This window comes from Paenibacillus sp. GYB004 (genome assembly GCF_036577605.1).
Lineage (GTDB): Bacteria > Bacillota > Bacilli > Paenibacillales > NBRC-103111 > Paenibacillus_AB > Paenibacillus_AB oceani.
The window spans coordinates 386615-412439 of the sequence record NZ_JARBDB010000011.1 but is presented as its reverse complement, the minus strand read 5'-3'; the positions used below and the strand labels follow the sequence as shown (position 1 = coordinate 412439).

Annotated in this window: 17 protein-coding genes and 1 riboswitch; of the genes, 4 read left to right on the top strand and 13 right to left on the bottom strand. The window is 55.8% G+C overall.

Annotation, left to right across the window (positions count from 1 at the left end; translation table 11 throughout):
* Positions 1-35: 35 nt before the first annotated feature.
* Together PV433_RS07690 and PV433_RS07685 are read right to left on the bottom strand one after the other, a co-directional pair.
* Positions 36-1589 (bottom strand): response regulator, encoded by a 1554-nt coding sequence (locus PV433_RS07690; RefSeq protein WP_332071594.1) that lies wholly within the window; start codon positions 1587-1589, stop codon positions 36-38.
* The gene (locus PV433_RS07685) at positions 1586-3358 is read right to left on the bottom strand and encodes a cache domain-containing sensor histidine kinase (protein ID WP_332071593.1); all 1773 of its coding nucleotides are present in this window, start codon (positions 3356-3358) and stop codon (positions 1586-1588) included. The genes PV433_RS07690 and PV433_RS07685 overlap by 4 nt, the downstream gene beginning before the upstream one ends.
* 163 nt (positions 3359-3521) lie before the next feature.
* Between PV433_RS07685 and PV433_RS07680 the strand changes: the two genes are divergently transcribed.
* Genes PV433_RS07680 through PV433_RS07670 form a run of 3 tightly spaced genes read left to right on the top strand, consistent with a single transcriptional unit; the run spans position 3522 to position 6345 of the window.
* Positions 3522-4181 carry a helix-turn-helix transcriptional regulator gene (locus PV433_RS07680; protein ID WP_332071592.1) on the top strand — a complete coding sequence of 220 codons (660 nt, stop codon included), beginning with the start codon at positions 3522-3524 and terminating at the stop codon, positions 4179-4181.
* 43 nt (positions 4182-4224) lie between these two features.
* On the top strand, positions 4225-5832 hold the full coding sequence (locus tag PV433_RS07675; RefSeq protein WP_332071591.1) for an N-acyl-D-amino-acid deacylase family protein: 1608 nt from the start codon (positions 4225-4227) through the stop codon (positions 5830-5832).
* 45 nt (positions 5833-5877) lie between these two features.
* The gene (locus tag PV433_RS07670) at positions 5878-6345 is read left to right on the top strand and encodes a RidA family protein (protein ID WP_332071590.1); all 468 of its coding nucleotides are present in this window, start codon (positions 5878-5880) and stop codon (positions 6343-6345) included.
* 144 nt (positions 6346-6489) lie between these two features.
* On the opposite strand, the gene PV433_RS07665 is transcribed toward PV433_RS07670, so the two are convergent.
* The 5 genes from PV433_RS07665 to PV433_RS07645 all read right to left on the bottom strand — a co-directional run bounded on the left by PV433_RS07665 (position 6490) and on the right by PV433_RS07645 (position 12956).
* Positions 6490-8601, bottom strand: coding sequence for a glycosyl hydrolase family 28-related protein (locus PV433_RS07665; protein ID WP_332071589.1), 2112 nt, complete (start codon positions 8599-8601; stop codon positions 6490-6492).
* Between the two features lie 283 nt (positions 8602-8884).
* Positions 8885-9679 carry a sugar phosphate isomerase/epimerase family protein gene (locus tag PV433_RS07660; protein WP_332071588.1) on the bottom strand — a complete coding sequence of 265 codons (795 nt, stop codon included), beginning with the start codon at positions 9677-9679 and terminating at the stop codon, positions 8885-8887.
* Positions 9680-9827: 148 nt separating this feature from the next.
* Positions 9828-11342 carry a hypothetical protein gene (locus PV433_RS07655; RefSeq protein WP_332071587.1) on the bottom strand — a complete coding sequence of 505 codons (1515 nt, stop codon included), beginning with the start codon at positions 11340-11342 and terminating at the stop codon, positions 9828-9830.
* Positions 11329-11877 (bottom strand): RNA polymerase sigma factor, encoded by a 549-nt coding sequence (locus PV433_RS07650; RefSeq protein WP_317891203.1) that lies wholly within the window; start codon positions 11875-11877, stop codon positions 11329-11331. Before PV433_RS07650 ends, PV433_RS07655 begins: the two co-directional genes overlap by 14 nt.
* Positions 11878-12071: 194 nt before the next feature.
* A complete protein-coding gene (locus tag PV433_RS07645) occupies positions 12072-12956 on the bottom strand; it encodes an AraC family transcriptional regulator (protein WP_332071586.1) in 885 nt (294 codons plus the stop codon).
* A 124-nt stretch (positions 12957-13080) separates the two neighbouring features.
* On the opposite strand from PV433_RS07645, the gene PV433_RS07640 reads away from it, so the two are divergent.
* Positions 13081-15993 (top strand): family 78 glycoside hydrolase catalytic domain, encoded by a 2913-nt coding sequence (locus tag PV433_RS07640; RefSeq protein ID WP_332071585.1) that lies wholly within the window; start codon positions 13081-13083, stop codon positions 15991-15993.
* A gap of 539 nt (positions 15994-16532) precedes the next feature.
* On the opposite strand, the gene PV433_RS07635 is transcribed toward PV433_RS07640, so the two are convergent.
* The 6 genes from PV433_RS07635 to ggt form a co-directional block, all read right to left on the bottom strand.
* Positions 16533-17810, bottom strand: coding sequence for a cytochrome P450 (locus PV433_RS07635; RefSeq protein WP_332071584.1), 1278 nt, complete (start codon positions 17808-17810; stop codon positions 16533-16535).
* A gap of 713 nt (positions 17811-18523) precedes the next feature.
* Positions 18524-19579 carry an aldose 1-epimerase family protein gene (locus tag PV433_RS07630; protein ID WP_332071583.1) on the bottom strand — a complete coding sequence of 352 codons (1056 nt, stop codon included), beginning with the start codon at positions 19577-19579 and terminating at the stop codon, positions 18524-18526.
* On the bottom strand, positions 19580-20110 hold the full coding sequence (locus tag PV433_RS07625; RefSeq protein WP_442951488.1) for a D-lyxose/D-mannose family sugar isomerase: 531 nt from the start codon (positions 20108-20110) through the stop codon (positions 19580-19582).
* Between the two features lie 62 nt (positions 20111-20172).
* The gene (locus PV433_RS07620) at positions 20173-21018 is read right to left on the bottom strand and encodes a class I fructose-bisphosphate aldolase (RefSeq protein ID WP_332071581.1); all 846 of its coding nucleotides are present in this window, start codon (positions 21016-21018) and stop codon (positions 20173-20175) included.
* Between the two features lie 353 nt (positions 21019-21371).
* Positions 21372-23411, bottom strand: a complete 2040-nt coding sequence (locus PV433_RS07615) for a methyl-accepting chemotaxis protein (RefSeq protein ID WP_332071580.1) — start codon at positions 23409-23411, stop codon at positions 21372-21374.
* A gap of 123 nt (positions 23412-23534) precedes the next feature.
* Positions 23535-25154, bottom strand: a complete 1620-nt coding sequence (gene ggt, locus PV433_RS07610) for a gamma-glutamyltransferase (RefSeq protein WP_442951487.1) — start codon at positions 25152-25154, stop codon at positions 23535-23537.
* A gap of 255 nt (positions 25155-25409) precedes the next feature.
* A riboswitch (cyclic di-GMP riboswitch) is annotated at positions 25410-25501 on the bottom strand.
* Positions 25502-25825: the final 324 nt, after the last annotated feature.

Genomic DNA, 25825 nt, shown 5'->3' with positions numbered 1-25825 from the left:
GCTAGAATGATTCAAGATAAGAGGCAAGGCTGCATTCAGCTTCCCGGCGACTGTCTGAACTCGGACGGCGTTTTGCCGTAATACTTTTTGAACTGCTGGCTAAAATATTTAATATCTTCGTAGCCGACGGCGCCGGCCACTTCGCCGATCTTCATCTGCGTACTGCTCAGCACGTCCGCCGCCTTGCGCATCCGCTCCAGCGTGACGAACTCGATATAGCTCTGGCCCGTCTCCTTCTTGAATACTTCGCTGAAATGGTTCGGCGTCAGATGAACGAACCGGGCGACATCCTGCAGCGTCAGATGCTGATCGAGACGATCGCGGATATACGCGATCGCGCGCTGCATGTACGTATACCGGGAATCGCTGATCGTATCGTGGAAGGCGGACATCAGCGACGACAGGATGCGGAACAGCTCCGCCTCCGGCCTCGGATCGGTATCGAACGGATACGCGGTCGCCGGAGGAGCGGACGCGCGCCCGTCTCCCTTCGCCCGCTCCAGCCAGCGGTGGCTGGCGAACACGACCGACTGCAAGTACGCTTGCAGCGAGTTCGGCGTGACTGTACCGTCATCCATCTGTTCGCGCACGATACGGTTGACCCATTGGCGCAGCTGGGCGGGATTATTGCTCACGAGAATACCGGAGAGCTCCTTCTCCTCTTCCTGCGAGCATACCGTTCTGCCGCCGCTGCGGGAGGCGATGTCGCCAAGTACATAAACGCCCGACTCGCCAAGCAGCAGCCGGTACGAATAGATGATCTCGGCTTCCCGGAACGAACGGTGCAGCTCCTGAGGACGTGCGACGATACATCCCGCGGCGGCGAAAACCGTACACTTCAGCGTTTGCCCGACTCTCCGGACCGCCCGCTCCAGTTCGCCGGTTCCCTCATTCGCGGAATCCACCCGCATGACGAGCGTGATCCGTTCTCCTTTCACGAGCGATAGGGACGGCAGCAGTTCGCTGAGCATGTTATCCGCCGCCCCATTCAGCAGATCGGCGAGATGGCCTTCGCCCCAGCCCGTTGCCTGGACCAGAATCACTCTCATCAGGCACGTTCCGTCCGCCGGCAAATCTATCTTGCTCCGCTCGCCAAGCCAGTTCAGCACTTGAGCCGGATCGGTATCGTTTCCCGTCCTGCCCTCGAACACCCGCTCCAGCAGCTGGTACCGGAACGCGGCGGTTCGCGCCTGCTCGTTGCGCAACAGCTCCCATTTGTCCATAATCGTTTGCCGGGCTTTTAACGCCGCTTTGATGATCTCCTCCGGGCCGCTTGTCTTCAGCAAATAATCGGCGACCCCTTGGCGGAGCGCCTGCTGCGCATAGGCAAAATCGTCGTATCCGGTCAAAATGACGATTTCCGTATCCGGCAGCAGCTTCTTGATCTCTTGCGCCAGCGCGATCCCGTCCATCCCCGGCATCCGGATATCGGTCAGCACGATATGCGGCTTCTCTTGCGGAATCCGCTCCAGCGCTTCCTCGGCCGATTCCGCCGGCTCGAGCAGCGTAAGACCCAGCTCTTTCCAATCGATAACCGTGCACAACCCGGTGCGGATAATCACTTCATCGTCGACGATCAATATTCTCATATAAGTTCCTCCCGAATAGGGATCGCAAACGAGAAACGGGTGCCTATGCCGCTCTCGCTCTCGATCGTCAGCCCGGTGTCGGCTCCGTAATGAAGCTGCAGCCGCTGGTGCACATTGCGCAGACCGAACCCGGACCTCCCGGGCTCCAGACTGCTCGTGCCGGAAGCGGCGTTCAGATTGCGTCGCACTTCCCGCAGCTTCTCCTCACCGATGCCGACTCCGGTATCTTCGACGACAAAGGTCATCGTGTCCCCGTGCCGCTCGCCGTATACGTACAGATGTCCTTTTTCTTTCTTCTTCTGAAGCCCGTGCATGATGCAATTCTCGATCAGCGGCTGCAGGAGCAGCTTCAGCATCGGCTTGCCGTTCAGGTCGGGGTCGATATAAAACTCGGTATCGAATTTGTCCTGAAACCGGATGGACATGATCGTTACGTAATTTTGCGCATGAGAAGCCTCCTGCTGTACGCTGCAAAACTCTTCGCCCTTGTTCAGACTGAAGCGCAAAAAGTCGCTGAGGGCGCCGACCATGCCGGCGATCCGCTGATCTTTGTTCATCAGCGCCATCCAATGGATCGAAGACAGCGTATTGTACAAGAAATGCGGGTTGATCTGCGCCTGTAGCGCCAGAATGTCCGCTTCCTTCTTTTTTGCTTCGTTTTGCTGCACCTGATCCTTCAACCGCTCGATCCGGTCGCCCAGCTTGTTGTAGCTGTGGAGCAGGAGACCGACCTCATCGGAGCTTTTAACCTCGAACGCCGGAAGCGGCTCGTCCGGATTGATGTCCTTCATCTTGACGGCAAGCCCGGCCAGCGGTCTCGTCACCCAGCGGATAAACCAGAGCACGAGAGCAATCGACAACAGCAGCGCGATTCCGATCGCCACTGCCGTCACCGTGAGCACGAACCGGTTCTGCGACGTATACACGCCGGTAGGAATGACCCCGACCAGCTTCCAGTCCGGCTGCGTCAGCTTGTGATACAACACCGTATTTTCCTGCTTGTTTTCGGCCGTATAAGTGAAAACGCCTTCATCGCCGATAAGCGGCCCCGCATGAGGCAGCCGTTCATACAAGGAGCGGTTCAGCCAATCGGCCGAATCGCCGGACAATATCCGATCGTTCTCGTCGACGATCATCACGAAGCCGGTTTTCTCCCAGCCGGAGCCCTTAATGATTTTGCGCATCTCCGCTTCGTCCAGGCTGATCGACAAGACGCCGAGCATCTGGAATTTGCTTAGGCTGCGGATCGGGCGGACCAGCGAGACGACCCGTTTCAGACCGTCGGCCGAAGTTTGATTTTCATACAGCGAGGTCCATCCTTTCGTCCTGCCCGCCATCAGTTCCTGTCTCTCCTCAAGCTGCTTTGTCAGTCCCGAGTGAACGATCGTCGTATTGGAAAGTACCGGGAAGTCGCTGGTCGGCGTTATCGTTACATTGGATATATAAGGTTTGGAAAATACGAGATTGGTCAAAAATCCGATGTTATTCGCAAACAGAGTAATATCGGCGCGTTCGTTGTCCAAATATTGCTGAATGTCTTTCTCGCCGATGATAAATACGGACATGCTCTCCACATCGCGAACCATAAAGTCAAGCCGGTCACCCATCTGGCGCAGCATGTTCATGCCCGACTGCTTCTCCTTCTCCTCCGTCAGCGACGACGCGATCCGGTAAGAAACGACGCCTGTGGCGATAAGCGGCAGCACGACGGCGATCAGCAGCAGCAGCGACAACTTGCGCTGCAGGGAATTGGCCAGCCAACGTTTCATTTTCGACCCTCCTCGCTGCTACTATATCATACTTTTTTTGATGCTAACAAACTTTTTGTTTGATTTTCTTCTGGGCGGTATGATACCATTTTCCCGCAAGCATCGTAAAATTAGTACAAACCGGCTGCGGCGGTTTTCCGCAGAGATGGAGGTCCTGAGGCGAATGGAAACGGTACGGCACGAGCTCGCTTTTTTGACCGACCTGCTCAAAGGCATCGCGGCCCAATTCGGTGATTCGTGCGAGGTTGTGCTCCACGATCTGACCCGATCTTACGACAGCACGATCATCGCGATTGAGAACGGGCACATTACCGGACGCAAGGTCGGCGATCCGGGCACGAATCTGGGCCTTGAGCTGCTGCGCGGCAATCAGGTGAACGGAAATAAGTTCAACTACGTGACCCAGACGAAGGACGGCCGCATTCTTCGCTCGACGTCGATCTATATGAAAAACGACGAAGGCAAAATCATCGGTTCGTTATGCATCAATTTTGACATTACGTCTCTGATGATGGCTGAGAAGATGCTCCACTCGATGACGATGACCAATCTTCAGCCCGACGTGAAGGAGTCGTTCGTCACCAATGTCGGCGATCTGCTTGAGGCGCTTATTCAGGAGGCGCAGGACCATGTCGGCAAGCCGGTCGCTTTAATGACGAAGGAAGACAAAGTGAAAATGATATCGCTGCTCGACCGCAAAGGCGCTTTTCTGATCAAAAAAGGCGGCGAGAAAGTGTGCGGGTATTTGAACATCTCCAAATACACCCTGTACAGCTATATGGAGGAAGGCAAAAACGCGGACGAACCGCCCGAAGAAGCGTAATCGCTCGGCTTGGTATCGTCACCGCATGTGGGAGGGGCAGCTAATGCTGGATTATATCATTCGCAACGGCCGGATCGTCGACGGCACGGGAAACCCGTGGTTTACCGGGGATGTAGGCATCAAGGACGGCATCATCGCAGCCGTCGGCAAGCTCGATCAGGAGGCCGCCCGCACGGTAGAGGCGCACGGACGCGTAATCGCGCCCGGATTTATCGACGGACACTGCCACTCCGATCTGATGATTTTCGATTATCCGCAAAGTGAAATCAAGCTTCGCCAGGGCGTCACGACCGAGGTCGTCGGCAACTGCGGTCTCGCCCCCGCTCCTTATGTGAAGCACCGGGCGGAAATGCTGAAAAGTTATGTGCAGCCCGTGCTCGGCAAAACCGATTGGGAATGGCCGTGGGAAACCGTGGGGCAATATATGGACCACTTGGCGGCCAGCCGCCCTTCCGAGCATCTGGCCACTTATGTCGCTCACGGCTCGCTGCGCATCTCGGTTATGGGCTTCGACAACCGGCCGGCATCCCGCGACGAGCTGGAGCAGATGAAGCAAATCTTGGACGAAGGCATGCGGGCGGGCGCGATCGGCTTGTCGATCGGCTTGCTGTATGCGCCGGGCAGCTATACGACGCGCGAAGAACTCGCCGAGTTATGCTCCGTCCTGCCGAAGCACGATGGATTGCTCGCCACCCATATCCGCGGCGAAGGAAACAATCTGATCAAGTCGGTGAAGGAAGTGATCTGGATCGCCGAACGGGCCGGGGTCCCGCTTCATATCAGCCATCTGAAGGCGGCCGGCAAGGCGAACTGGGGCAAAGTGCTGGAAGCGGTCGAGCTGATCGAGGACGCGCGGGCCCGCGGCATGGACGTCACCTGCGACGTATATCCGTACAATGCCGGCTCCACGACGCTGACGACGGTGCTGCCGCCGTGGGTGCTCGAACGCGGCATCGAAGGTACACTGGAAGCGTTCCGCGACCCGGCGCTGCGCAAGCGGATCAAGGACGAGCTCGGTCAGGAGCAAACGGATTGGGACAACCTCGTCTGCTCGACCGGCTGGCAGAGCGTGATCATCTCCGCCATGCACACCGAGGCGAACCGTCATCTGGAGGGTTTATCGGTTGCGGAGATTGCCGAACGGCGCAGCCAGCATCCGGCCGACTGCATGATGGATCTGCTTTTGGAGGAAGACGGCCGCATCTCGATCGTTTACTTCCATATGTCCGAGGACGACGTTACTCAAGTGATCGGTTACGAGAAAGCGCTGATCGCTTCCGACAGCCTTACCTGCGAGACGGGCAAGCCGCATCCGCGCCTGTACGGCACGTTCCCCCGCGTGTTTGCCAAATATGTACGGGAAAAGCGTGTCCTGTCCCTCGAGCAGGCGGTGCGCAAGCTGACTTCGTTCCCGGTGCAGCGGTTCAAGCTCGGCAAGCGCGGATTGATCGTTCCCGGCTATATCGCCGATCTGGTCGTATTCGACCCGGAGACGATCCGGGATACCGCGACGTTCGAAGAACCCCGTCAATATCCGGAGGGCATCTCCGACGTTTGGGTCGGCGGCCGGGCAACCTTAAGCGGCTACAACCATACTTCTTCGCGTGAAGGCGTACTGATTCGTGCCGCCACATGCTGCCACCATCATTAAGCTTTTACCGGAAACTATAACACACATCCTGGAGGTTATCTCACTATGGCAATCATCGAACAACGACTAGAGCAGCTCGGCATCGTGCTCCCACCCCCGCCCCAGCCGCGGTTTACGTATATTCCGGCGAACCGGACCGGCAATCTGCTTTACTTGTCCGGTCAAGATGCGCGCGATGCTAACGGCGTGCTGATCTATGAAGGCAAAGTCGGCAGCGATCTGACGATCGAGCAGGGCCAGGAATGCGCCCGGCAAGTGATCGTCAACTGTCTGGCCGTGCTCCAAGGGTATCTCGGCGATCTGGACCGCGTCGTCAAAGTCGTCAAAATGCTCGGCTTCGTCAACAGCGCCCCCGGCTTCGGCGACCAGCCGTATGTCATGAACGGCGCATCGGACTTGCTGGTGGAAGTATTCGGAGAAAACGGCCGCCATGCACGCTCCGCCATCGGCACAAGCGATCTGCCGTTCCATACCCCCGTCGAGATCGAGCTGATCGTCGAGATCCGGGACTAATGTCCCGGCCATGCTTCTCGCTTATAACGCAAAAGCCGGCCCCCTGGCCGGCTTTTCCTATTCCTAAGCAATATCCCAAACAACCTGCCGCCCTCCGTACGCTGAGAACCGGCACCATAAGCGTGCCCGGTGACTTAGCTCCGTTCAAGCCATTCCGTACGTCTGCTCATAAAATTTCCCTCTCACCCGCAGGACGAGACTGGCCGGGCCGTTCGTTTCGTTCGGCAGGTTGGCGGTCAGATTCGCCGCCGGGCCTGTGCCGCTGCGCAGCTCGATCTTCAACGCGGTCGAATAGCTGCTCATCCGGTACGGAACCGCCTGCGCGGAGAAAGTGCCCGCTCTCGCCCATAAATTCGCATCGGCCGCTCTTGAATCGGCAACCGTAACTTCAACCTCCTGATAATCGGCCGCATTGTCGATAATTACGCTCGTGTACAAGTTGTATTTGGCCGTAAAAGACTTCTCTCCCAAATAAATACCCTTCGCAAAATCGTCGGTAGACCCGGGAACGGGAGTCGGCGTCCACTGCATGTAGTTCCAACCCGCTTCGGCTATGGCGTAACGGAACAAAGCTTCGGCGGCCTTTGATTTGGCCGTCGCCTGGATAGCATTTGGCTTCGTCACCCGGTGCTCGATCACGCCGCCGTTGTTGCGCAGCTCGATCTGGAATTCGTATGGCATAAGGAGAACGTGTCCCAGTCTCCGGAACGGAGGTTCAATATGCGCGCCCTGGCAAAACTCGATCTCCTGATAAATCGGGTTGGTCCGGTTATAAGGAAATTCGCAGGCGATCAGCCGGGGCTGGATCGTATGCTTCGAGGCGCGGATCGGTCCGCTCTCCGCCCGGCAGTTCACGAAGGTGGGCCGGATGACGCGATCCAGAACGATCGAGGCGCTCTCCCGCGTCTGAATCGAGCAGTTGACGAAGCGCGGATTGTTGATCCGGTAAGGCGATCCGCTGCCGATGAAGCCGTCGATTTTGATCGGCGTGCTGTCCGGTTCGATCCGGCTTTGCCAGCCTGAGGCGAAGCCGTTGGAATGGTGGTCCGTACCAGAGAAGAAACAGTCGGAGACGAATAAATGAGACAGACCGAACTGCCCCTCCGTCAAGGCATCGCCGGCCGGAGGCGTATACCCCGTCTCGTCGGGCGGATTCCCCTCGTCTCCTCCGAGCACCGCCATCCCGATCTTGCCTTGGAACAGGCAATCCTTGATCGTCGCATATTCGATTGAGCCGTATTCGCCCGTCGCAGCGAGCCGGCCCGAAGCGTCCAGAAACAATCCGGCCTTTTGCCAGTACCCGACCACCGATACCCGGTTCAGCTTGACATGCTCGGCATTATCGATCCACAAGCCTACGTCGTACATCGCATGCTCGTCCGTCAGCTGCGTAGTGATGCCGCCCAGGTCGTCCCGGATGCGGAAATGGGACAATATTTTCAGATCGGACAGCTGCGTGCCGTCCGCATCGCTCTCGAACCGGACCGCGCACGTAAAGTTCTGGAAGTCGGCGCGATTACTTGAAAACGCTTGCGAACCGTTGCCGAAAAAAGCCAGAACGGTGCCGTTCTCCATATCGAGCACGCTGTCCGGCAGCACATTGCGCCGCTGTCCGAACGTAAACCAGGACGAGCTGCCCGATCCGCGAACGAACGTATTGCGGGGAATCGTAATCGTATCCGTCAGGCGGAACACGCCGGGAGGGAAATACATCGTCTTTCCTCTTGCCGCCGCCAGTGCAGCACGGATTGCGGACGTATCGTCCGCGGCGCCATTCCCTTTGGCCCCGAACCATTTGACATGGATGTTCCCGTCGTACCGCCTTTTGAAGCGGGCTCCCATAGCCGATACAATCACGGTCCCCGTATTATCCGCAGCCGAGTTGTCGGCGGGATCGTACAGGAACGGTCCTTCCTGGCCCGGATCGGTTACGAAATACACGCGGCCCTCCACCGGAGCCGTTTCGGTTCTCAGCTCTTCGATCCGGACGCCGCGGACACAGTCTGCCAATAGCGGAAATTCGGGGTCTCCGCCATACACCGATCCGTGTACGCCCGGTCCTGCACGGTTCGCGGCCGCACCCGATTGACCGGCCAGAACGCCCATCGCGGTGAGCGCCGCCCCGGCTGCTCCCATAGCTGCGAGCAGCTTGCGGCGGCTCACCGGTTTGCCTTCCCAGCCTTCCTGCTTAATTTCCGCTTCTGTAAACGGTTTCAATAGATTCTTTGTGTCGCCTTCATTACTCCCTGCACGCATTGATTATTCCTCCCGTCACCCGTGTTCGGCTATACTCGCATGTCCACTATCGGCTAAAGACGGAAAGCATCCGTACAGATCCTTCCCGCCCCGCATAAGTGCCCTTCCGATCCATACTTTAATCGATGGAGCCGCACTTGTATATGAACGATTCGCATAGACGTTTTCCGATATTTACATTCGGTATTTGCCGATTATGACCTGGATGAACGGCTTCTTACATTCGCTCCTGATCCATCCGGAAACAAGCGGGCTCGGTCGGCATCGCTTCCCGAACCAGCGGCTAGAAATCCATAAAGCCTCGGTGGCGAAGCGCCTCCACCGATTCGGTCAACGAGTCAGCTGTCTTCACTTCGATGACGATCGTCCAATCGTGCTCCCGGGCCAGGCTCAGCCGATCTCCAAGCGGCACGACTCCCTTGTATAAGGGCTGGTGGTCCGATTTGCCGTTATAATCGTGCAGATGCATGTGCCGGACCCGGCTCCTGTAGCGGTCGAACACTTCTTTTTCCGCGAAACCGGCTTTGGCGTCATGTCCCACATCCCAGGTCAGACGGAAGTTCGGCGAAGCGCTTAACAATTCGAGCGCCCTCCCTACGAACGGCAGCTGGAAATTGCCCGTATTCTCAATACATAAGTCGACCCCGTAACTTTTGGCCAGCCGGTACAGCTCTGCATACGATTTGAGCAGCAGCTCCAGATACGTCTCCTCATACTGCTCGTTAATCCAAACTTTGGAGTTCGGCAAAGTAAAATAGATCCCGTTGTTCAAATGCATCGTGAGCGTGCGGATGCCCGACCGGTTCGCCCACTCCATCGTCTGCTCGCACCTCTCCAGATGCCCTGATCGGATGGAGGGGTGGTACGAAGTTACATCGAGCTCTTCCGGGAGATGGACCGAGAAGCGGACTCCGTATCGTTCGGTATAGGATCGAATAGCCGAGGGGGACAAGATTTCCGGCAGGCAGATCGGAAGATTCATGTTCAGTTCGACGAAGTGCAGACCGAGTCTGCGGCACAGCTGCACATTGTCTTCGATGGACGCATGTTCGACGAGTGTCGGCATTCCAAATCTCATAAAAACCTCCGTGTTCCGCAAATAATTATTTCCTATTTATACCATACCATCAAATCGTGCTGCGTATCATCATTTTTTGTGGTTTTTCGGCAAATTTACACAAAAAAACTGCCAGCTCTTAGACCGGCAGTAGTCTGATTCGACAAACCTATTCGTTTATTTCATTCGGCTTCAATTGTTCCGTCCGCTGCAGCACCATCGCTTTCTTTTTGGAATCGTAGCGGAAATGATACACATCGATAAAGTCTTGACCCGCCCCATATCCGCCGGTCACGATCATCTCTCCGCTTGTTACCTGGAACTGCCGGTTCGGCAGCTGTCCGATATTCGTCCAACTGCGCTCCTTGTCCATCTCGAAGCGAACCGGGAACGCTTTGCCGTCGCTTACTCCGAACAAGTAGGTCTCAAGGGCGTGACAGTCCGTATACCGGGGAACGTAAGCGAACAGATCCGTGCCGCTTAAGGCGAACGACTTCATCTGTACCGGGGAATCGTTTTTCTGGATGATTTCGAACTCAGCCGGAAACGAAAAAATCGGACTCGCGGCTCCCCCCGATTTGGGTTCCCAAACCGCTTCATAAGCACCTCTCCAATTCAGATCGGTTTCTTGTCCGTAGCAGCTGGGGGCGCCAAGAGCGGCTACTTTCGCCTGACCCGACGGTTTTACGACGATTCGCCCCTCCGTATGGGTTCCAACCGCCCGGTGCGAAAGATCTTCCTTGAGAGCCGTTTCCTCCTCCTCTGTATAACCGGACTCCGCTCTCCCTTCGCTTCCCGTGTCACGAAACGGATTCGGAACAAAATCCGCTTTCTCGATATACCCCGTGTACCCGCCCGGAGCGATAATCACGTAGCGGTTGCCGGCTTCGCGATCGATCCAGATCGGCCCCGGCGGACGCTCCTTGGCTCCTCCTTTCTCTGTATAGACGCCGGCTCCTTCGCGCAGCGTTCCTTCCCGCGCGAAAGCGGGATCGAATACCGCAAGAGCGCTCTTCGGCACCCATTTTTCACCGGTATACGGGGTATCGTACGTAAACAGCCTGATATTGGCCCAGTCCCGGTACTCCCTTGCAACCTGCACAACCTTGCCGGCCGGCAGCTCGAAGCCCGAAGGTTTCGCTTCATCGGGATATAACCGGAACACCACCGGATTCTGCACCAGCATCTCGTAAGGCTTAACGTTCAGCAGCGCGCCGGTTTCCGGTTCCCGGTTCAAGTACCATTCCGGAATCCACCCGCTCGCCCCCCCGGAAGCAATCTTGGCGAAGTTGTCGCGAATCTCAGTCACTTCGTAAGAGAGATCCGCATCCGCAACGAACACCGGTGCGCCGTGCTCATATGCTCCGGGATATTGCGTGACCTCGACGTCCCCTTTCAGCCTATACCGTTCCCGCTCCGCAGGCGGATTCGTTTCTGTCCCGGCCTCCCCGCTCCACGGCTTGAGTCCATCCGTCGCCCGCATATCCGGAATTAGGAGCAGCAGTACGATCACGACACCGGCAGCCAGCCACAGCACAGGCTTTGGGCGTCCGTTCCGTTTCGAGCCGGCGCGGCCATCCGCGGCCATCTTTTCGATCCGGTTGATGTTCTGCAGCGTGAATGTCCTCCGATCGAACGGATCGTTTCGCATCTGTTCGTACCACTCCGGCTTAGGCTCGTTCATAAGCCGCCCCCTCCTTCCAGATTCTCGTTACTTTGCTGCGCGCCCGGGACAACCGGGACTTCACGGTACCCTGCGATATCCCGAGCACATCCGCGATTTCTTTTATCGTGAGATCGTACCTCGCATCGAGAAGAAGCACCTCTCTATATTTCACCGGCAGCTTCAGCACGATCTGCCATATATCCTCGGCCAGGCAAATCTCCATCGCTTCGTCTTCTGCTGACGAATGGGTTTCTTTGCGGACAATCCAATCCACAAGCGTTACTTTCCGCACGAAGGCCGACCGCCTGTAGTTGATCGCTATATTTCTCGTAATCGAGATCAGCCACGTCCGAAATGACGATTCCCCCCGAAACGAACCGATATTCTGATACACTTTGAGAAATACATCCTGCGAGATATCGTCTGCGAGATCCGCGCGCTTCGTCATCAAATAAGCGTAATTCCAGACGTCCTGCCCGTATGTGAGCATCAATTCGCGGAACGTCTCCTTGTTCAGTGACGCCATATGCTTCCAATAATCCTGCTCCTCCAACGACCCTTCACCCCGCCCTCTACTTATTGGACAATGGAAACCGGGGAATTGTTCCAATTTTAATAAAAATTTTGATTTCGCTTCTCGGATTCATCGTAGAAAAAACCGCCCTCCAATCGGAAGGCGGCGGCTGTATGATGTTTGACCAGGCATAGTCCTCTGCCGGAGGAACCGGATTGATCCGTTCCTTGTCGCTACCGCTGCGCCTTCATTTTGCGGTATTCGCTAGGGGTTGCTCCAACCAGCTTTTTGAATAACCGGTTGAAAAATTTAATGTCCCGGTACCCGGCCTTCCAGGCGATCGACGCAATCGTATCGCTGGTCGAAGCCAGCAGCTTGCAGATCAGCTCCATCCGCAGCTTCTGTATGTACTCGGTATAATTCATCCCGGTGCGCGCTTCGAATCTTCGGCGGAATTGCCTCTCGCTCAGTCCCGACTCGGCAGCAAGCTCCTGAATCGTAGGAGGCTCCGCCGCCTTTTCCCTGATCCGGTCGAGCACATGCTCCAGCGGATCATCGAGCGGAGCCGGTTCCCCTGCTATCGCCGTTCTCAGCTGGGAGCGGCGCAGATGAAGGAGCAGCCGGATCATCTCCGAACGCATCACTTGCAGATGATCGGGGCGTTTTCTTACGAACTCCTCGAACAGCGTATGAACGATCGACTGGAAGGTGCCGTCCGAATCCTGGGCATGAAGCCACATCTGCTCCGGATAAGGCGAAGTGAGGAAGCGGAGCACAGCTGCGTCTTCCGCAAAAAATGGCTCCAGCTTGCGGGAAAACGCGGTGCTGAACAAAATATTGTACACGATCAAATGTTTGCGCTTCGGCTGCGCGTGCGCGGGACGGAAGACGTGGGACACCCCGAGCGGGAGAAAAAAAACGTCCCCCCGTGCAACCGGCAGCGACAATCCTTCGATCCGATGAAAACCGCTCCCCTCGCTGACATAATTGATTTCCAGAAATTCGTGATTATGCTCAGCCAGCTCGAACGACTCGGATACCCGGTTAACGTGAATCGGCGTCTCCTCCGTTATGTATAAACTTAGCGGTATCGTTTGTACAATCCGTTTTACGCTCATCGGCCCGATTCCCCTCGTGTCCGTTTCAACCCCATAATATGTCCTAATTGCCACCCCACCTCTGGTTGTTCCTGAATTATACTATACAAAAACAGATTCGCAAACCAGGAGGTTTACCCGAGATATGAAGCCAAACGCAGATTGGAAAGCCAAATGGATATGGTCCGGCGGAGATACAAGCCCGCGGAATGAATGGCGCTGCTTTCGCAAGCAGTTTACTTTACCGTCAGCGGATGCGGGACGTCCGGTACAATTAAAGATTACGGCGGATTCCCGTTACGTCCTGTATGTGAACGGCACCGCGGCGGGACGCGGTCCTGTCCGGTCGTGGCCGTTCGAGCTCGCCTATGACGAGTACGAGATCGGACATCTGCTTCGTCCGGGAACAGACAATACGGTAGCAGTGCTGGTGACGCACTACGGGGTCCCGACATTTCAATATGTGCGCGGACGGGGCGGGTTGCTGGCCCAGGTGGAGCTTTCCGGCGAGGGCGAGCGTACGGTCCTGGCGGCCACGGACGCCAGCTGGACAACCTCTCTCCATGCCGGTTACGATTCGCGTTCACCGCGTATTTCGTGCCAGCTTCCATTCACCGAAGTGTACGATGCCGCAGGCTGTGACGCCAGCTGGAGCGATGCCGGGTTCGACGATTCAGGCTGGGAGAACGTCTCCGTCATCGGCCCTGTCGGCATGGAGCCGTGGACGCAGCTGGTCGAGCGGGATATTCCGCATCTGACCGAGGAACCCGTCTACCCGGTACGGGTCGAGAACTTGAGCCGGGTAAAGCCGAGATCGTGGGGAGTCGTGCTGGACCTGCGGAATCATTTCGTTCCGTCTAGCGAACATCATGCCAACAATGTCCGGCTGTACGGTTTCCTCGCTACGGTCATCCGAACGGACAAAGCCGTTCGCGCGACGATCGGCATCGTCGACAGCGGACGGCTGCCCGGGTCGTGCAGCATCAACGGGACCTGGTACCCGGATACGGCTTATTATGGAGAAAAGCCGAGACGTTTTCTCGATGTAGAGCTGCAGCAAGGCGATAATTTCCTGATGCTTGCCTTAAAAGGTACGATTCATGGACACAGCTTCCACTTCGGGATCGATTGCGAAGAGCCGTTCGAAGTCGTCTCCCCTCTTGCCGCAGCCGGTACGAATGCAGACAGCCGTTCTTCGTTTGCAACGCTGGGGCCGTTCGATCATATCGAAATCATCGACCACCAGCCGGCACGACCGTTGAATGAATCGCATCCGGATTATGACCGGGCCCGAGCTATTAGCTCGGCAGCAGGTTTACACGAGTTCCCCGAATGGCTGCGTCCGGTGGACAATCGTTATGTCAGCAAGGACGACGTGTTCAGCCGATGCATCTGGACGACGCAATCCGTCCGGCTTCCGGTCCCGTATTCGCTTCATCAGGCCGTCATCGCGAACCGGTCGGCGGCCGTCGTGCCTGTATATCCCGGCGAGGACACGGAGATGATCATCGATTTCGGCAAGGAATATACCGGTTATATCGAGTTCGAAGCGGAAGCCTCCGCCGGCACGATTCTGGACTTCTACGGACTGGAGTTTATCCAGGACGGCTGGAGACAGGACACATTCGAGTTGGACAACACGATGCGATACGTCTGCCGGGAAGGCCGTCAATCGTACTCGTCCCTCGTCCGTCGCGGCTTCCGCTACTTGATGGTCGTCGTGAGAAACGCCGCAGCGCCGGTTCAATTCCACCGGATCTCGATGCTGCAAAGCAATTTTGCAGTCGCCGAGATCGGGCGGTTCCGCAGCTCCGATGCGCTGCTTAACGACATCTGGGAGATTAGCAAGCATACGACCCGGGTGTGCATGGAGGATACGTTCGTCGATTGTCCGGCGTACGAACAGGCGTTCTGGGTAGGCGATGCCCGCAACGAAGCGCTCGTCAATTATTACGTATTCGGCAACGACGCCATCGTCAAGCGTTGTTTGCGGCTCGTTCCCGGCTCACAGTTCCAGACGCCATTGTACGCGGACCAGGTGCCGAGCGGCTGGAACAGCGTTATTCCGAACTGGACCTTTTTCTGGGCGATCGCCTGCCTCGAACTGTACGAATTCAGCGGAGACCGCAGCTTTGCCGAGCAAATCTGGCCGCAAGTCCGCAGTACGCTCGATCATTTCGCGGAGAAGCTGGACGACCGCGGCTTGTTATATATGAAGGCATGGAACTTGCTGGACTGGGCCCCGATCGATCAGCCGAGAGACGGCGTCGTTACGCACCAGAACCTATTTTTCGTCAAGGCGCTCCGTTCCGCCGCCCGGATCGCGGCAGATACCGACCCGGCTGGAGCTGCACGGCTGCTCGCCCGCGCCGACGCCTTGAAGACGGCGATCAATGCCCACCTGTGGTCGGAAGAACGAAATGCTTTTGTGGACTGCATTCACAGCGACGGCCGAATATCCAAAGTGTTCAGCATGCAGACACAGGTGGTTGGGTATTTGTGCGATATCGCGGAAGGAGAACGTCAGCGCATACTGGAGAACTACGTCGCCGAGCCCCCGGTTGAATTCGTCCAGATCGGCAGTCCGTTCATGTCGTTTTTCTATCACGAGGCGCTGGCCAAGCTGGGACGGATCGACATCATGCTGGACGACATCCGGACGCAGTACGGGCATATGATCGAACACGACGCGACGACGTGCTGGGAAATGTATCCGAGGCCGCTGGAGCGTCGCAACCATCCGAACGAGCTCACGCGCAGCCATTGCCACGCCTGGTCGGCCGGTCCCGGCTACTTCCTGGGGGCGTATATCCTCGGCGTGCGCGGCCTGAATCCGGGCTGGACGCAGATTGCGGTCGAACCGAACATAGCGGACCTCACTTGGGCCACAGGCACGGTTCCCCTCCCCGGACTCGGGCGAATCGATATAACCTGGCACGCGGACCGGGCGAACCGGAAGCTTCGCCTCCGCGTCGAGACGCCGCCCGGACTGGATCTGTCGATAACCGCTCCCGACGGATATGAACTGGAGCTGGAGCGGATTGAGCTTGGGTCTTAACTAGTAAGAGATAGCAGCGATTGGATTGAATAACAGCCTTCCCGTTAGCCGTTTTGGCCTGCAGGAAGGCCGTTTTACTGCTGGAAGCTAACCTCCTCCGGTTATTGTTTGCTTCCTCGAATTCGTGTATATCATTTTTCGTATATCATTTTCGATAATAATCCAACTCGGTACATCCTATACGATTTTTCATATATAATCGCCTATTTCGCTTTTTTACGTCAAAATTTATACGCATAATCATATCCATTCGGAGTCAAATTCAGTTGAATATCAGAAAGCGGGTGTCCCAAGAGTCAATTTGCGATTTTCGAGCCCCATTAAACCCGATTTTTCTTGTGAAAAAGGACCTCAGCCTCCACTTTACCGTGGAATTTGGGGTCCTTTCGTATGGATCTTGGGATGTATGTTCCCAATATGATGCGAACGCCTTTGGGACAGCCCATAGCCCCGTGTCTCATATGCCATAAGATCAGTGTCAAACGGTCCGGATTAATAATCACGCAGCCGATGACGAATGCAAGTCAAGCTTCGCTCCACTACAACTCCACGCGCATCGTGTTCAAGCCCCGAAACAACATATTCGGCCGCCAATCCGGCTTGGCGTCTGCAAGGCGCATGCCGGGGAACTGTTCCACCAACTTGCCGAGCGCGATCTCACCCTCCATGCGGGCAAGCGGAGCACCGAGACAGAAATGGGGACCCGAGGCAAATGCGAGATGACGGTTCGGCGTACGCCCGATATCGAACCGGTTCGCCTGTTCGAACTGCGAAGGGTCGCGATTTGCCGCCCCCAGCATGACGGTGACATACTGCCCCCGCTTGATCGTCTGACCGCCGATCACGTAATCGGCGGACGCAAGACGTCCTGTCATCTGCACAGGCCCTTCGAACCGCAGCACTTCGTCGACGGCCGGGCGGATCAGTTCCGGCTTCGCGATCAGCCGGGTGAGCTGCTCGGGAAAACTCAACAGCGTAAAAACCGCGTTGCCGATCAGGTTCACGGTTGTCTCATGACCGGCTACCAGCAGCAGCACGCAGGTCGCAATCAGCTCCTGCTCGGTTAGGGTGCCCCCTTGTCCTTGCGCGGCAAGCAGATCGCTGATCATATCTTCGCGCGGCGACTTCCTGTGCTCCGCAATCAGAAGACGAAAGTAGTCGGTGATCTCGACAGCCGCCTGAGCCGCTTGCTGGGCAAATTCCGGCGGTCTGTCGCCGCCTTCGAGAATTCTGGCGAATGTGTGCGACCATCCTTTAAATAACTCGCGGTCTTCCGGCGGCACTCCAAGCATCTCCGCGATCACGATAACCGGCAGCGGAAATGCGTAGGACGCGATCAAATCCGGCTTCGTTTCCTCCGTCAGCTGCTTGGCCAGATGATTCGCGACCGCCTGTATTTTCGGCTTGAGCCGTTCCATCGTACGCGGCGTAAAGGCGTGGCTGACCTGCCCTCTTAACCTCGTGTGGTTCGGCGCATCGCGGAACAGCATCCAATTGCCCAGCAGATCGTTCACCGGCTTCCAGACGGACGGCGCGGGTGGCGCTTCCTGTTTCGGATGCTCCTGCGACGGCGGAGACGGCGGTGCGGCATTCCGGTGTTCGCGTACGAATGCAGGATCTTTCAAGATCCGATTGACGTCCTCATAGCGGGAAGTCACCCATTGGTTTCGATCACTTATGTAATAGATCGGTTCTCTTTCCAGCAAATAGTTGTAGAACGGATAAGGATCGCCGTGCAGCGGTTCGGAGTAGGACCGGAACCATGCCGAGATGTCGTGCTTTTCCTCGGAGTGGGGGCGAATAAAAATTTCAATCACGCTCCTTCATAGGGGACGTACCGAAACGTTGAACAAACCGTTATACACATCTTACCAGTATATTCATAGAGACGGCAACGTTCGGGCTGGATACCAGATAGAAGTCTTTTGCGAGGCCGTCGATTCAATGTGTAGAAGTGTTATCAGTCCGTTCCAAGTGAAAAGTTACCTTCTTCTGCTCAAACAGGTTGTCCGGAATCCCTTGATTGAATAAGGATTGTAAGGTAGGGGATTCCAGACAAAACTCGCCAAAAGGTAATCTTTTCCCTTTCCACTTGGTTGTTCACAATGAATCGACAGCCTCTTTCGCGCCTTCTATTTTCGGCTTTTTCGTATTCGCTCCCCAACCCCGCCCGAAGCAAGAGTTTCTTGAACGACGTCCTGAGCCAAGCCGCGATCTCTCAACATCCCATAGGCGGAGTAATAGGTTTGCTTGTAATATGTCCTGAACAGCTGATTGAACAACTCCTCATTCGCCCGATGATTCGTATACGTTCCGCTAGTCGTCACATTCACGAAAAACCTCACCTTCCCCGAATCATAGTTGCACGTAACGGCTCTCTATGGAAATCGCTTCACTCATTGAGATAGGTGGTCACCCGGTTTTGAATCAGCTTGCTCACGTCCTCGGCCGATTTTTGTCCGCTCATGAGCGCAAAGAAAACAGAGGAGCCTGCCGCAGCAAGCTCCTCTTGTCTGTACCCGGTTATAGATCAAGGTGCGGTAACGCCCGGGTTCACCTGAAGTTCCAGTTCATACTGCCTGCTTTCGCCGGGCTCGAGGAATACGAGCGTCCCTCTCTCCCGTTCGGCGGCGCGTCCTTCCACGACGCAGTTGGCAGGCTCCAGGCCTAGCACATGCGTGCCTTGACCCGGCATTTTCCATTGAATCAGATTCGGAAGATTGGCCGCATCCCAGGAAAGCTCTACAGAGATCGGCAGCGCCGCCCCCGAGGAAGCCGGGAACCGGTCGTTGCGGATTCGCACACTCGCCCGATCTGCGGAACGTATATTACGGTGGTAGTATACCCGCTCGTCATACCCTTTTTCCGGGGACTGCCAGCGGTCGTATCCGTCCACCTGCATGTCCGCTTCGCGCGGAGACAACGCCGCCTCCGGGAAATCGATCCTCGTATGCTCGTCCATAAGCGGAAAGCCGAAATTAAAATGGTACAGCAGCATATGGGCAGCCCGGGTAAACCCGACATTCTCCACTTTGTCGCGAATACGGATGACGTTTTCTCCGAGTCTGCTGCGAATTTCCCGCGTCAGTCTCAGATGATCGCCGAATATCGACGTTTCGTCAACCGTGCCTTTGACGGTCATCTCGTATTCGTCGCCGGCCCAGCTACCTTCTACGCCGACATGGCGTGCCGGGAGATGGTGAACCCGGCCGTGCAGGCCGTAAGAGAGTCCCCCGTCCACGGACGGGTTGCCTACGTTCATCAGTCCGCATGTCATCAGCAGACCGCCTGCCGCCGTACGCAGCCACTCCTCGCCTTGAGCGTCATAATAGGCGGGATGGGCTACGCCTCCCGGCGCGAGCCAGCCGATCGGTACGCCGCCATATTCGCTCATGCCGATGTCCAGCCCGCGGGAAGGGATCACGTCAAAGGATAAACCCGCTCCTGTCCTGATCCGGACCAGCTCGACGCCATCCTCTACTCCTTCCGCTCCCCGGACCCGCTGAATGCCGCCGATCTGATCGATGCGGCCGACCCTTTCTTCGATTTCCCGTCGCGTCCAATCCCGGTTGTAAAGCCTCACCATCTAGTCCTCCTCGATTTCGGGCATCCGCTTGATGTGAGGATCTGTGAATACATCGAATTCGTCCCGGCTCGTACTGGAAAACTCCGACACGACAGCGCCTTCGTCTCCCCCTTGGAACCAGTGCAGCGTATTCGGAGGAATCGTGTACTGCTCGCCCGGCAGCAGGACGATTTCGTGAAATACCGTGTAGTAGTTCTCGCTGCCTTCGGGTACGAGCGCACGAATATCCGGAGTCGGCTCCCCTTCGACGTACAGGAATACGCTGCCGTACCTGCAGCGGAACGTCTCCATTTTGCCGGGATCGTCGCCAATCGGCGGGTGCTTGTGCTCGGGACACGTTTGCCCGGGGAACAGGACGAGCTCCTTGGCGCAGTACCTGCCGGTGTTGACGTAGGTGACCAGCTCCAACCCTTGCCGCTCCAGCTGGCCCAAGCCGAATTCGGCGATTTCGATTCGCTCCTTCTCTTCCTCCGACAGGACGATTCCGGCATGCCGGAACAGTTCCGCCGTACGCTGCCGGGCGATTTGCAGTTCGCTTTGTTTGATCATCTGCTCATAAATCTCCTCTCGAGGAGCAGGATGGCAAGTCTGGACTAAGCTTTGGATTCGCCTTGCAGTATAGCCAGAGCTTGCTCCGCAGAAGCTCCTTTATGGACGATTGCCATCAGAGCCGATGTCATTCCGGCCGGATTCGGGTGCTGAATGACATTGCGCCCGTATACGATGCCGGAGGCGCCCTGGTTCATCAGCTCGACCGTCCGGCCCACGATCTCCTCGTCGCTCGCCCGGCCGCCGCCGCGAACGAGTACCGGTATGCCCGACGCCACTTCGATGACCCGATGATATTCCGTCACATCGTCGCATGGATCCGCTTTGATTACGTCAGCTCCAAGCTCTACGCCTTGGCGAACGAGCGGCATGATTTTTTGAATATCGCCGTCCACCATGTAACCGCCCTTCGCTTCGTTAGGCAGCATGACCAGAGGCTCCACCATAAGCGGCATGCCGTACTTCTCGCATTCCGTCTTCAACTGGGCTACGTTGCGGACGCATTGGTGATGCAACTCCGGCTGTCCCGGCAGCAGCAGCAAATTCACGCACACCGCTACCGCGTCCAGACGGACCGCATGCTCGACGGCCCGGTCCATCAGCTCGCTGAACAGAAATCGCGGAAGCACGCTGCCGTATATGTTGGCCGCATCCGTTCGGAGCACGAGTCCAGGTTTGTGCTTGCCCGGAATCTCCTGCAGAAGTCTTGCTTGCCCCGCACTTAATTGTACACAATCGGGAGCCGCCGTGACTATCGTTTCGATCGCCTGCTTCATATTCTCAATCCCGGATAAAAAAGTAAACTCGTTAAAAAAGCCGTGATCGATCGCTACGTCGAAACATTTCCCTTGGCTGCTGAACATCCGGTTCAATCTGGCTAAGCTGCTCATATCCCCAACTCCATTATGTTTAATACAAACATATTAATGTTCGTTTGTAACATTATCATAGTACATCAGGGACGGATCTGTCTATAGCTTCTTTCGATTTGTCCGGTATTGCCGGGCTGGACAACGGATCCTTACGGTCAATATGGACCCCGGCCTTCTGCCGGTTCCTTGCGCCAAGATCAACGATCCCTACGCCGATATCGCCCTCGTCGTTCATATAAGCAAAGGTTACTATTGAGCCATTGCCTACCAGCCATACGAAAACAAATCTGTCCCCGGCCGTCAGCGCAGCGCTAACCGGGGACAGATTCGTTCGCGGACGGACTGGAATACCGTCACTTCCTCTATTCTATTTAAATCCGAAACTTGCCGACCTGTCTGTTTAAATCTTCCGCCATGCTGGCAAGCGATGTCGCCGAGGAAGTGACTTCCTCCATGGTCGCCAGCTGCTCTTCCGTAGCCGCAGAGACACTGGTCGTTCCGACTGCGGATTGCGCTGCGATTTCGGAGATGTTGTTAATGACAGTAACGACTTCTTCCGTCTCGGCAAGCATTTTCTGCGACGAGGAAGCGACTTCCTGAATCTGCCCCGCCACCTGTTCGACCGTCTGCTGAATTTCCTCGAACGACCGGCCCGCTTGGCCTACTACTTCCAGTCCGATCGCCACTTCCCGCGTGCCTTGCTCCATCGACTGTACCGTCTGCAGCGTCTCGCTCTGAATGTTCGCGACCATCTGGGCGATCTGTCCGGCCGATTGGGCGGACTGCTCCGCCAGCTTGCGAACCTCTGCCGCAACGACGGCGAAGCCTCTTCCCTGTTCTCCGGCCCGGGCAGCCTCAATCGCCGCATTCAAGGCAAGCAAGTTCGTCTGTGCCGCGATATCGGATATAAATTTGACCATTTCGCCGATCTCTTGCGAACCGTCACCCAATCGTCTGACGATTACTTCGATATCGCTGACGGTTTTCTCGATCGAGTTCATCTGGACGATGACCGATTGAATCGCTTTGTTGCCCGCCTCAGCCGCTTCGGACGCGCTCATCGAAGACTTGGCCACGCTTTCCGCACTGGAGGCGATCTGATGGACGCCCATCGCCACTTTTTCGATCGACTTGACGCTTTGATCGACTTTCTGCACCTGCATCTCGTTGCCGTCGGCTACTTCCTGGATGGAGACTGCGATCTGCTCGGTTGCCTTGTTCGTCTCCTCCGCATTGGTAGACAATTCTTCGGAAGAAGCTGCCACTTCGGTAGCCGTCCGGTTCACTTGCGCTACGAAATGCTTCAGCTGATCCACCATTCCGTTCAGAGAAAACGCCAGCTGGCCCACCTCGTCACGGGAACGGATCGTAAGCCGCTCGACTCTTAAATCCCCGTTGGAGACCCGGGTCATAATGTCTGCAACTGCTTTTATCGGCCGTGTAATCTGGCGTGCGATCATATAAGCGAAACCGATTACGATCGCACTGACCAGCAGAATAATGACGATTACACTCGTTTGGATAGAGCTGACCGCCGCCGTAATCGAATTGACCGGCACATGAAGGTACAAGCCGTAATTGGTCGAAGGGATCGGCGCTGCAACTACAAGGTATTCTTGACTGCCGTCCCGGTAGGTGTAGGTGTTCGATGACGTTTTCTCCTTTCGGAAAATATCTTTCAGGCTCTCGGGCAGACTGGCTTCCTCGAACGGCTGGCTAATTACGTCCTCCTGGGGATGGACCTGAATCGCTCCCAGGTTGTCGATTACGATCGGATATATTTTACCGCCGTCCAGATTCAAATCCTGCAAGTAGGCTGTAACAAAATCGCCGAAATTGATAACGCCCGTCAGCACGCCCAGCTTCTCTCCGTTATTCCCGATTACCGGCGTAGCGGCAATGATCGAACGTTTCCCTGTCGTCTTGGCGAGCAAGACGTCGGAGAACGTCGACCTCCCTTCCATTCCCGCGTGGAAAAACGGTCTCATCGAAAGATCGGTTCCCGGCTCCAGCGTATCGACGGCTTCGACGGTGCCTTTCGGATTCAGGAAGCCGTTTCCGTCAAACTCCGTATTTTTCGTAATGCTTTGCAGAAAACGGGATTTGGCCGCGTTGTCCGTTGATTTCACTTCCGAAGTCGTGGCGAGCAGCTTGATATTGCCCATCCGCTCTTCCAGCCATTGATTGATCCCGTTCGCCCGGCTGTCCACCAGCTTCTCGTAGCTCTCGCGCTGTTTGGTTATCAGCTCGGAAGATCCCTTTTGGTAGACGAAGATGGCCGTGCCGATCAGCGGAACGAGTGCGACTAACAGAAAAAAGATGATCAATTTGTTTTGAAGCTTGCCGGTAATCCGCTTGCCGATCGTAACAATTCCTTTTCGGTTGTTGTCCGGTTGTTCGTTCGATAACACTTCATTTAACCCCTATCCTAAGTTGATTAATTGGGATCGAGCCGATGTCCAGTCACAAGAAGGCTCCTTATGCTCAGGTCCGGCTGCTTGTCTGCCGAAACCTAAGCGATAAGGAGCAACCAATTAGTAACCGAGTGCGGCCCCTTCCCCACGTGGGTCTGCTCCGCCAAATTTCACATTCGTATCCGGATGAATCAGAATCGCGCCGGATTGTCCCATTATGTCTGTGTAAGCTTCAAGCTCAACGATCGAATGACCTCTTTTGATCAGCTCGTCTTGCACTTCTTTCGGAATTCTTCCTTCGACCTTCACGTCGTTCGATTGGGCGCCGACCGTCCGGCCATACAGCCATCTAGGCGCCTCGATCGCTTGCTGCACCGTAAATCCGTAATCGATAATCCGGGTTACGAGCGAGGTTTGCGTTTGCGGCTGTCCCTCTCCACCTTGCGTGCCGTACACCAGATAAGGCTTGCCGTGCTTGAACAGCATCGCCGGGTTAAGCGTATGGAACGTCCGCTTGTTCGGCTCCAGACGGTTGATATGATCCGGGTCCAGGGAGAAGAAGCTGCCGCGGTTTTGCAGCAATACGCCCGTACCGTCGGCGACGACGCCCGAGCCGTAGTCAAAGTAGTGGCTCTGAATCATCGATACGGCGTTTCCGTCCTTGTCCACGATCCCCAGCCAGACCGTATCGCCCTTCGGATCGAGCGGCTTCAAGTTATTCGATACTTGCGTCATGTCGATCCGGGAAGCAAGCTCGATTCCGCGCTCTTTCGACAAAATCTCATCCACCGGTATATCGGCGAATTCCGGGTCCGTCAACCATTTGTCCCGATCGGCAAAAGCGTGCTTCGTCGCTTCGACGATCAAGTGATAGTAGTCGGCGCTGCCTTCCTCCACGTCGTTTTTCAGATCAAAGTTGTTCAAAATGTTCAGGATCGACAAGGATGCCATGCCCTGCGTGTTCGGCGGGAAATTGTAAGCCGTATAGCCGCGGTAGTTCGCCGAGATCGGGTCTACCCAGTTTGCTTTGTGGTCGGCATAATCTTTTTTCGTCATCACGCCGCCGTGCTTCTGAATGTCCGCGACAATTTTCTCGGCCACTTCGCCTTTATAGAACCCGTCGGCTCCTTTTTTGGCAATCAGCTCAAGCGTATGGGCCAAATCTTTCTGAACGAACAAATCTCCGGCTTTGTACACGTCGCCGTTCGGCTTCAAAAAGGTGTTGCGGAACGTCTCGAACCGCTGCAGATTTTTGATCTCCGGCTGAGTCGTATCGGTATCGATAATCGTCCAGAGCTCCTGGTTCGGAGTAACCGGAAAGCCTTTGCCGGCGTACTGGATGGCCGGCTCCAGCAGTTTATGCCACGGTAAACTGTTTTTCATCGATGTTTTGGCGTAATTGTAGGCTTCTTCCCAGCCCGATACGGCTCCGGGCACGGTGTTGGCCGACAAGTAGCCGCGGCTTGGGATTTGGCTGTAGCCGAGGTTTTTGTAGAAATCGATCGTGACATTTTCCCCGGAGCGGCCGCTCGCGTTTAATGCTTTCAGCTCTTTGGTTTCCGCGTTGTAAACCATCCAGAACGCATCTCCGCCGATGCTGACGTAGTGCGGATACACGACCGACAATACAGCTGCCGCCGCAATCGCCGCATCAACCGCATTACCGCCGTCCTGGAGCACTTTGAGCGCCGCTGCGGAAGCCAGATAATGCTGGGTGGTGACCATGCCGTTCGTCCCCATCGTCGTCGGTCGGCCTGTCGATTGCGCCGCCGCAGCGATGCTGCTGAAACATAATGTGAATATAAGCGTAATAATGGCTATTTTTTTTCGAAAACCGTTCGTCATATACTCTACCCTCCGTTGGTATATAGCTTGGTTGAACATGGCCGTAAATGTCGAGCCTTATGCCGGGTTTATTGCATCTCCCCCTTTCTGCGCACACAAAAAAGGCGACAAAGTAATTGTCACCTCCATAGACTCTATTGGCCGTTGGTGACAGGCAACTGGCTGGCATGCCTTCCATGCGGGAAGGGGTAGCCCCTGTAGCTTTGCGGCCTGTCCTTTCGGACAGTGTGCCTTTTTCTGTTATGAAACATCCATATACTGAGTCTTACGTACTATAATAACTTATATAATAATTATTTCAAGTGTTTTTAATCATTCCCATGGCAGAAAACGCCATTCATCGTCATTTTTCGATGAAGTTTTTATGGTTTCTCATGGTGAATTTTGTCGTTTTTCCACTATATAGGATGCTTCGTTGTTACATTTGAATCAATTCAGTTAATCCCTGGAATTCGTTTGGCACTATATTCCTTATTTGTAGCATGATCGTCTCCCGCTTTCAAGTTAAAAATTGTAAAACGACATGGAAGATTTGTAAACGTTCCCCGCGCGAACCCGGACAGACC

Coding starts and splice junctions, on each gene's coding strand:
- PV433_RS07685 (WP_332071593.1), bottom strand. CDS start 3,358: ATGAAACGTTGGCTGGCCAATTCCCTGCAGCGCAAGTTGTCGCTGCTG.
- PV433_RS07620 (WP_332071581.1), bottom strand. CDS start 21,018: ATGAGCAGCTTAGCCAGATTGAACCGGATGTTCAGCAGCCAAGGGAAA.
- PV433_RS07675 (WP_332071591.1), top strand. CDS start 4,225: ATGCTGGATTATATCATTCGCAACGGCCGGATCGTCGACGGCACGGGA.
- PV433_RS07690 (WP_332071594.1), bottom strand. CDS start 1,589: ATGAGAATATTGATCGTCGACGATGAAGTGATTATCCGCACCGGGTTG.
- PV433_RS07655 (WP_332071587.1), bottom strand. CDS start 11,342: ATGAACGAGCCTAAGCCGGAGTGGTACGAACAGATGCGAAACGATCCG.
- PV433_RS07665 (WP_332071589.1), bottom strand. CDS start 8,601: ATGCGTGCAGGGAGTAATGAAGGCGACACAAAGAATCTATTGAAACCG.
- PV433_RS07630 (WP_332071583.1), bottom strand. CDS start 19,579: ATGGTGAGGCTTTACAACCGGGATTGGACGCGACGGGAAATCGAAGAA.
- PV433_RS07670 (WP_332071590.1), top strand. CDS start 5,878: ATGGCAATCATCGAACAACGACTAGAGCAGCTCGGCATCGTGCTCCCA.
- PV433_RS07680 (WP_332071592.1), top strand. CDS start 3,522: ATGGAAACGGTACGGCACGAGCTCGCTTTTTTGACCGACCTGCTCAAA.
- PV433_RS07660 (WP_332071588.1), bottom strand. CDS start 9,679: ATGAGATTTGGAATGCCGACACTCGTCGAACATGCGTCCATCGAAGAC.
- PV433_RS07645 (WP_332071586.1), bottom strand. CDS start 12,956: ATGAGCGTAAAACGGATTGTACAAACGATACCGCTAAGTTTATACATA.
- ggt (WP_442951487.1), bottom strand. CDS start 25,154: ATGGGGACGAACGGCATGGTCACCACCCAGCATTATCTGGCTTCCGCA.
- PV433_RS07640 (WP_332071585.1), top strand. CDS start 13,081: ATGAAGCCAAACGCAGATTGGAAAGCCAAATGGATATGGTCCGGCGGA.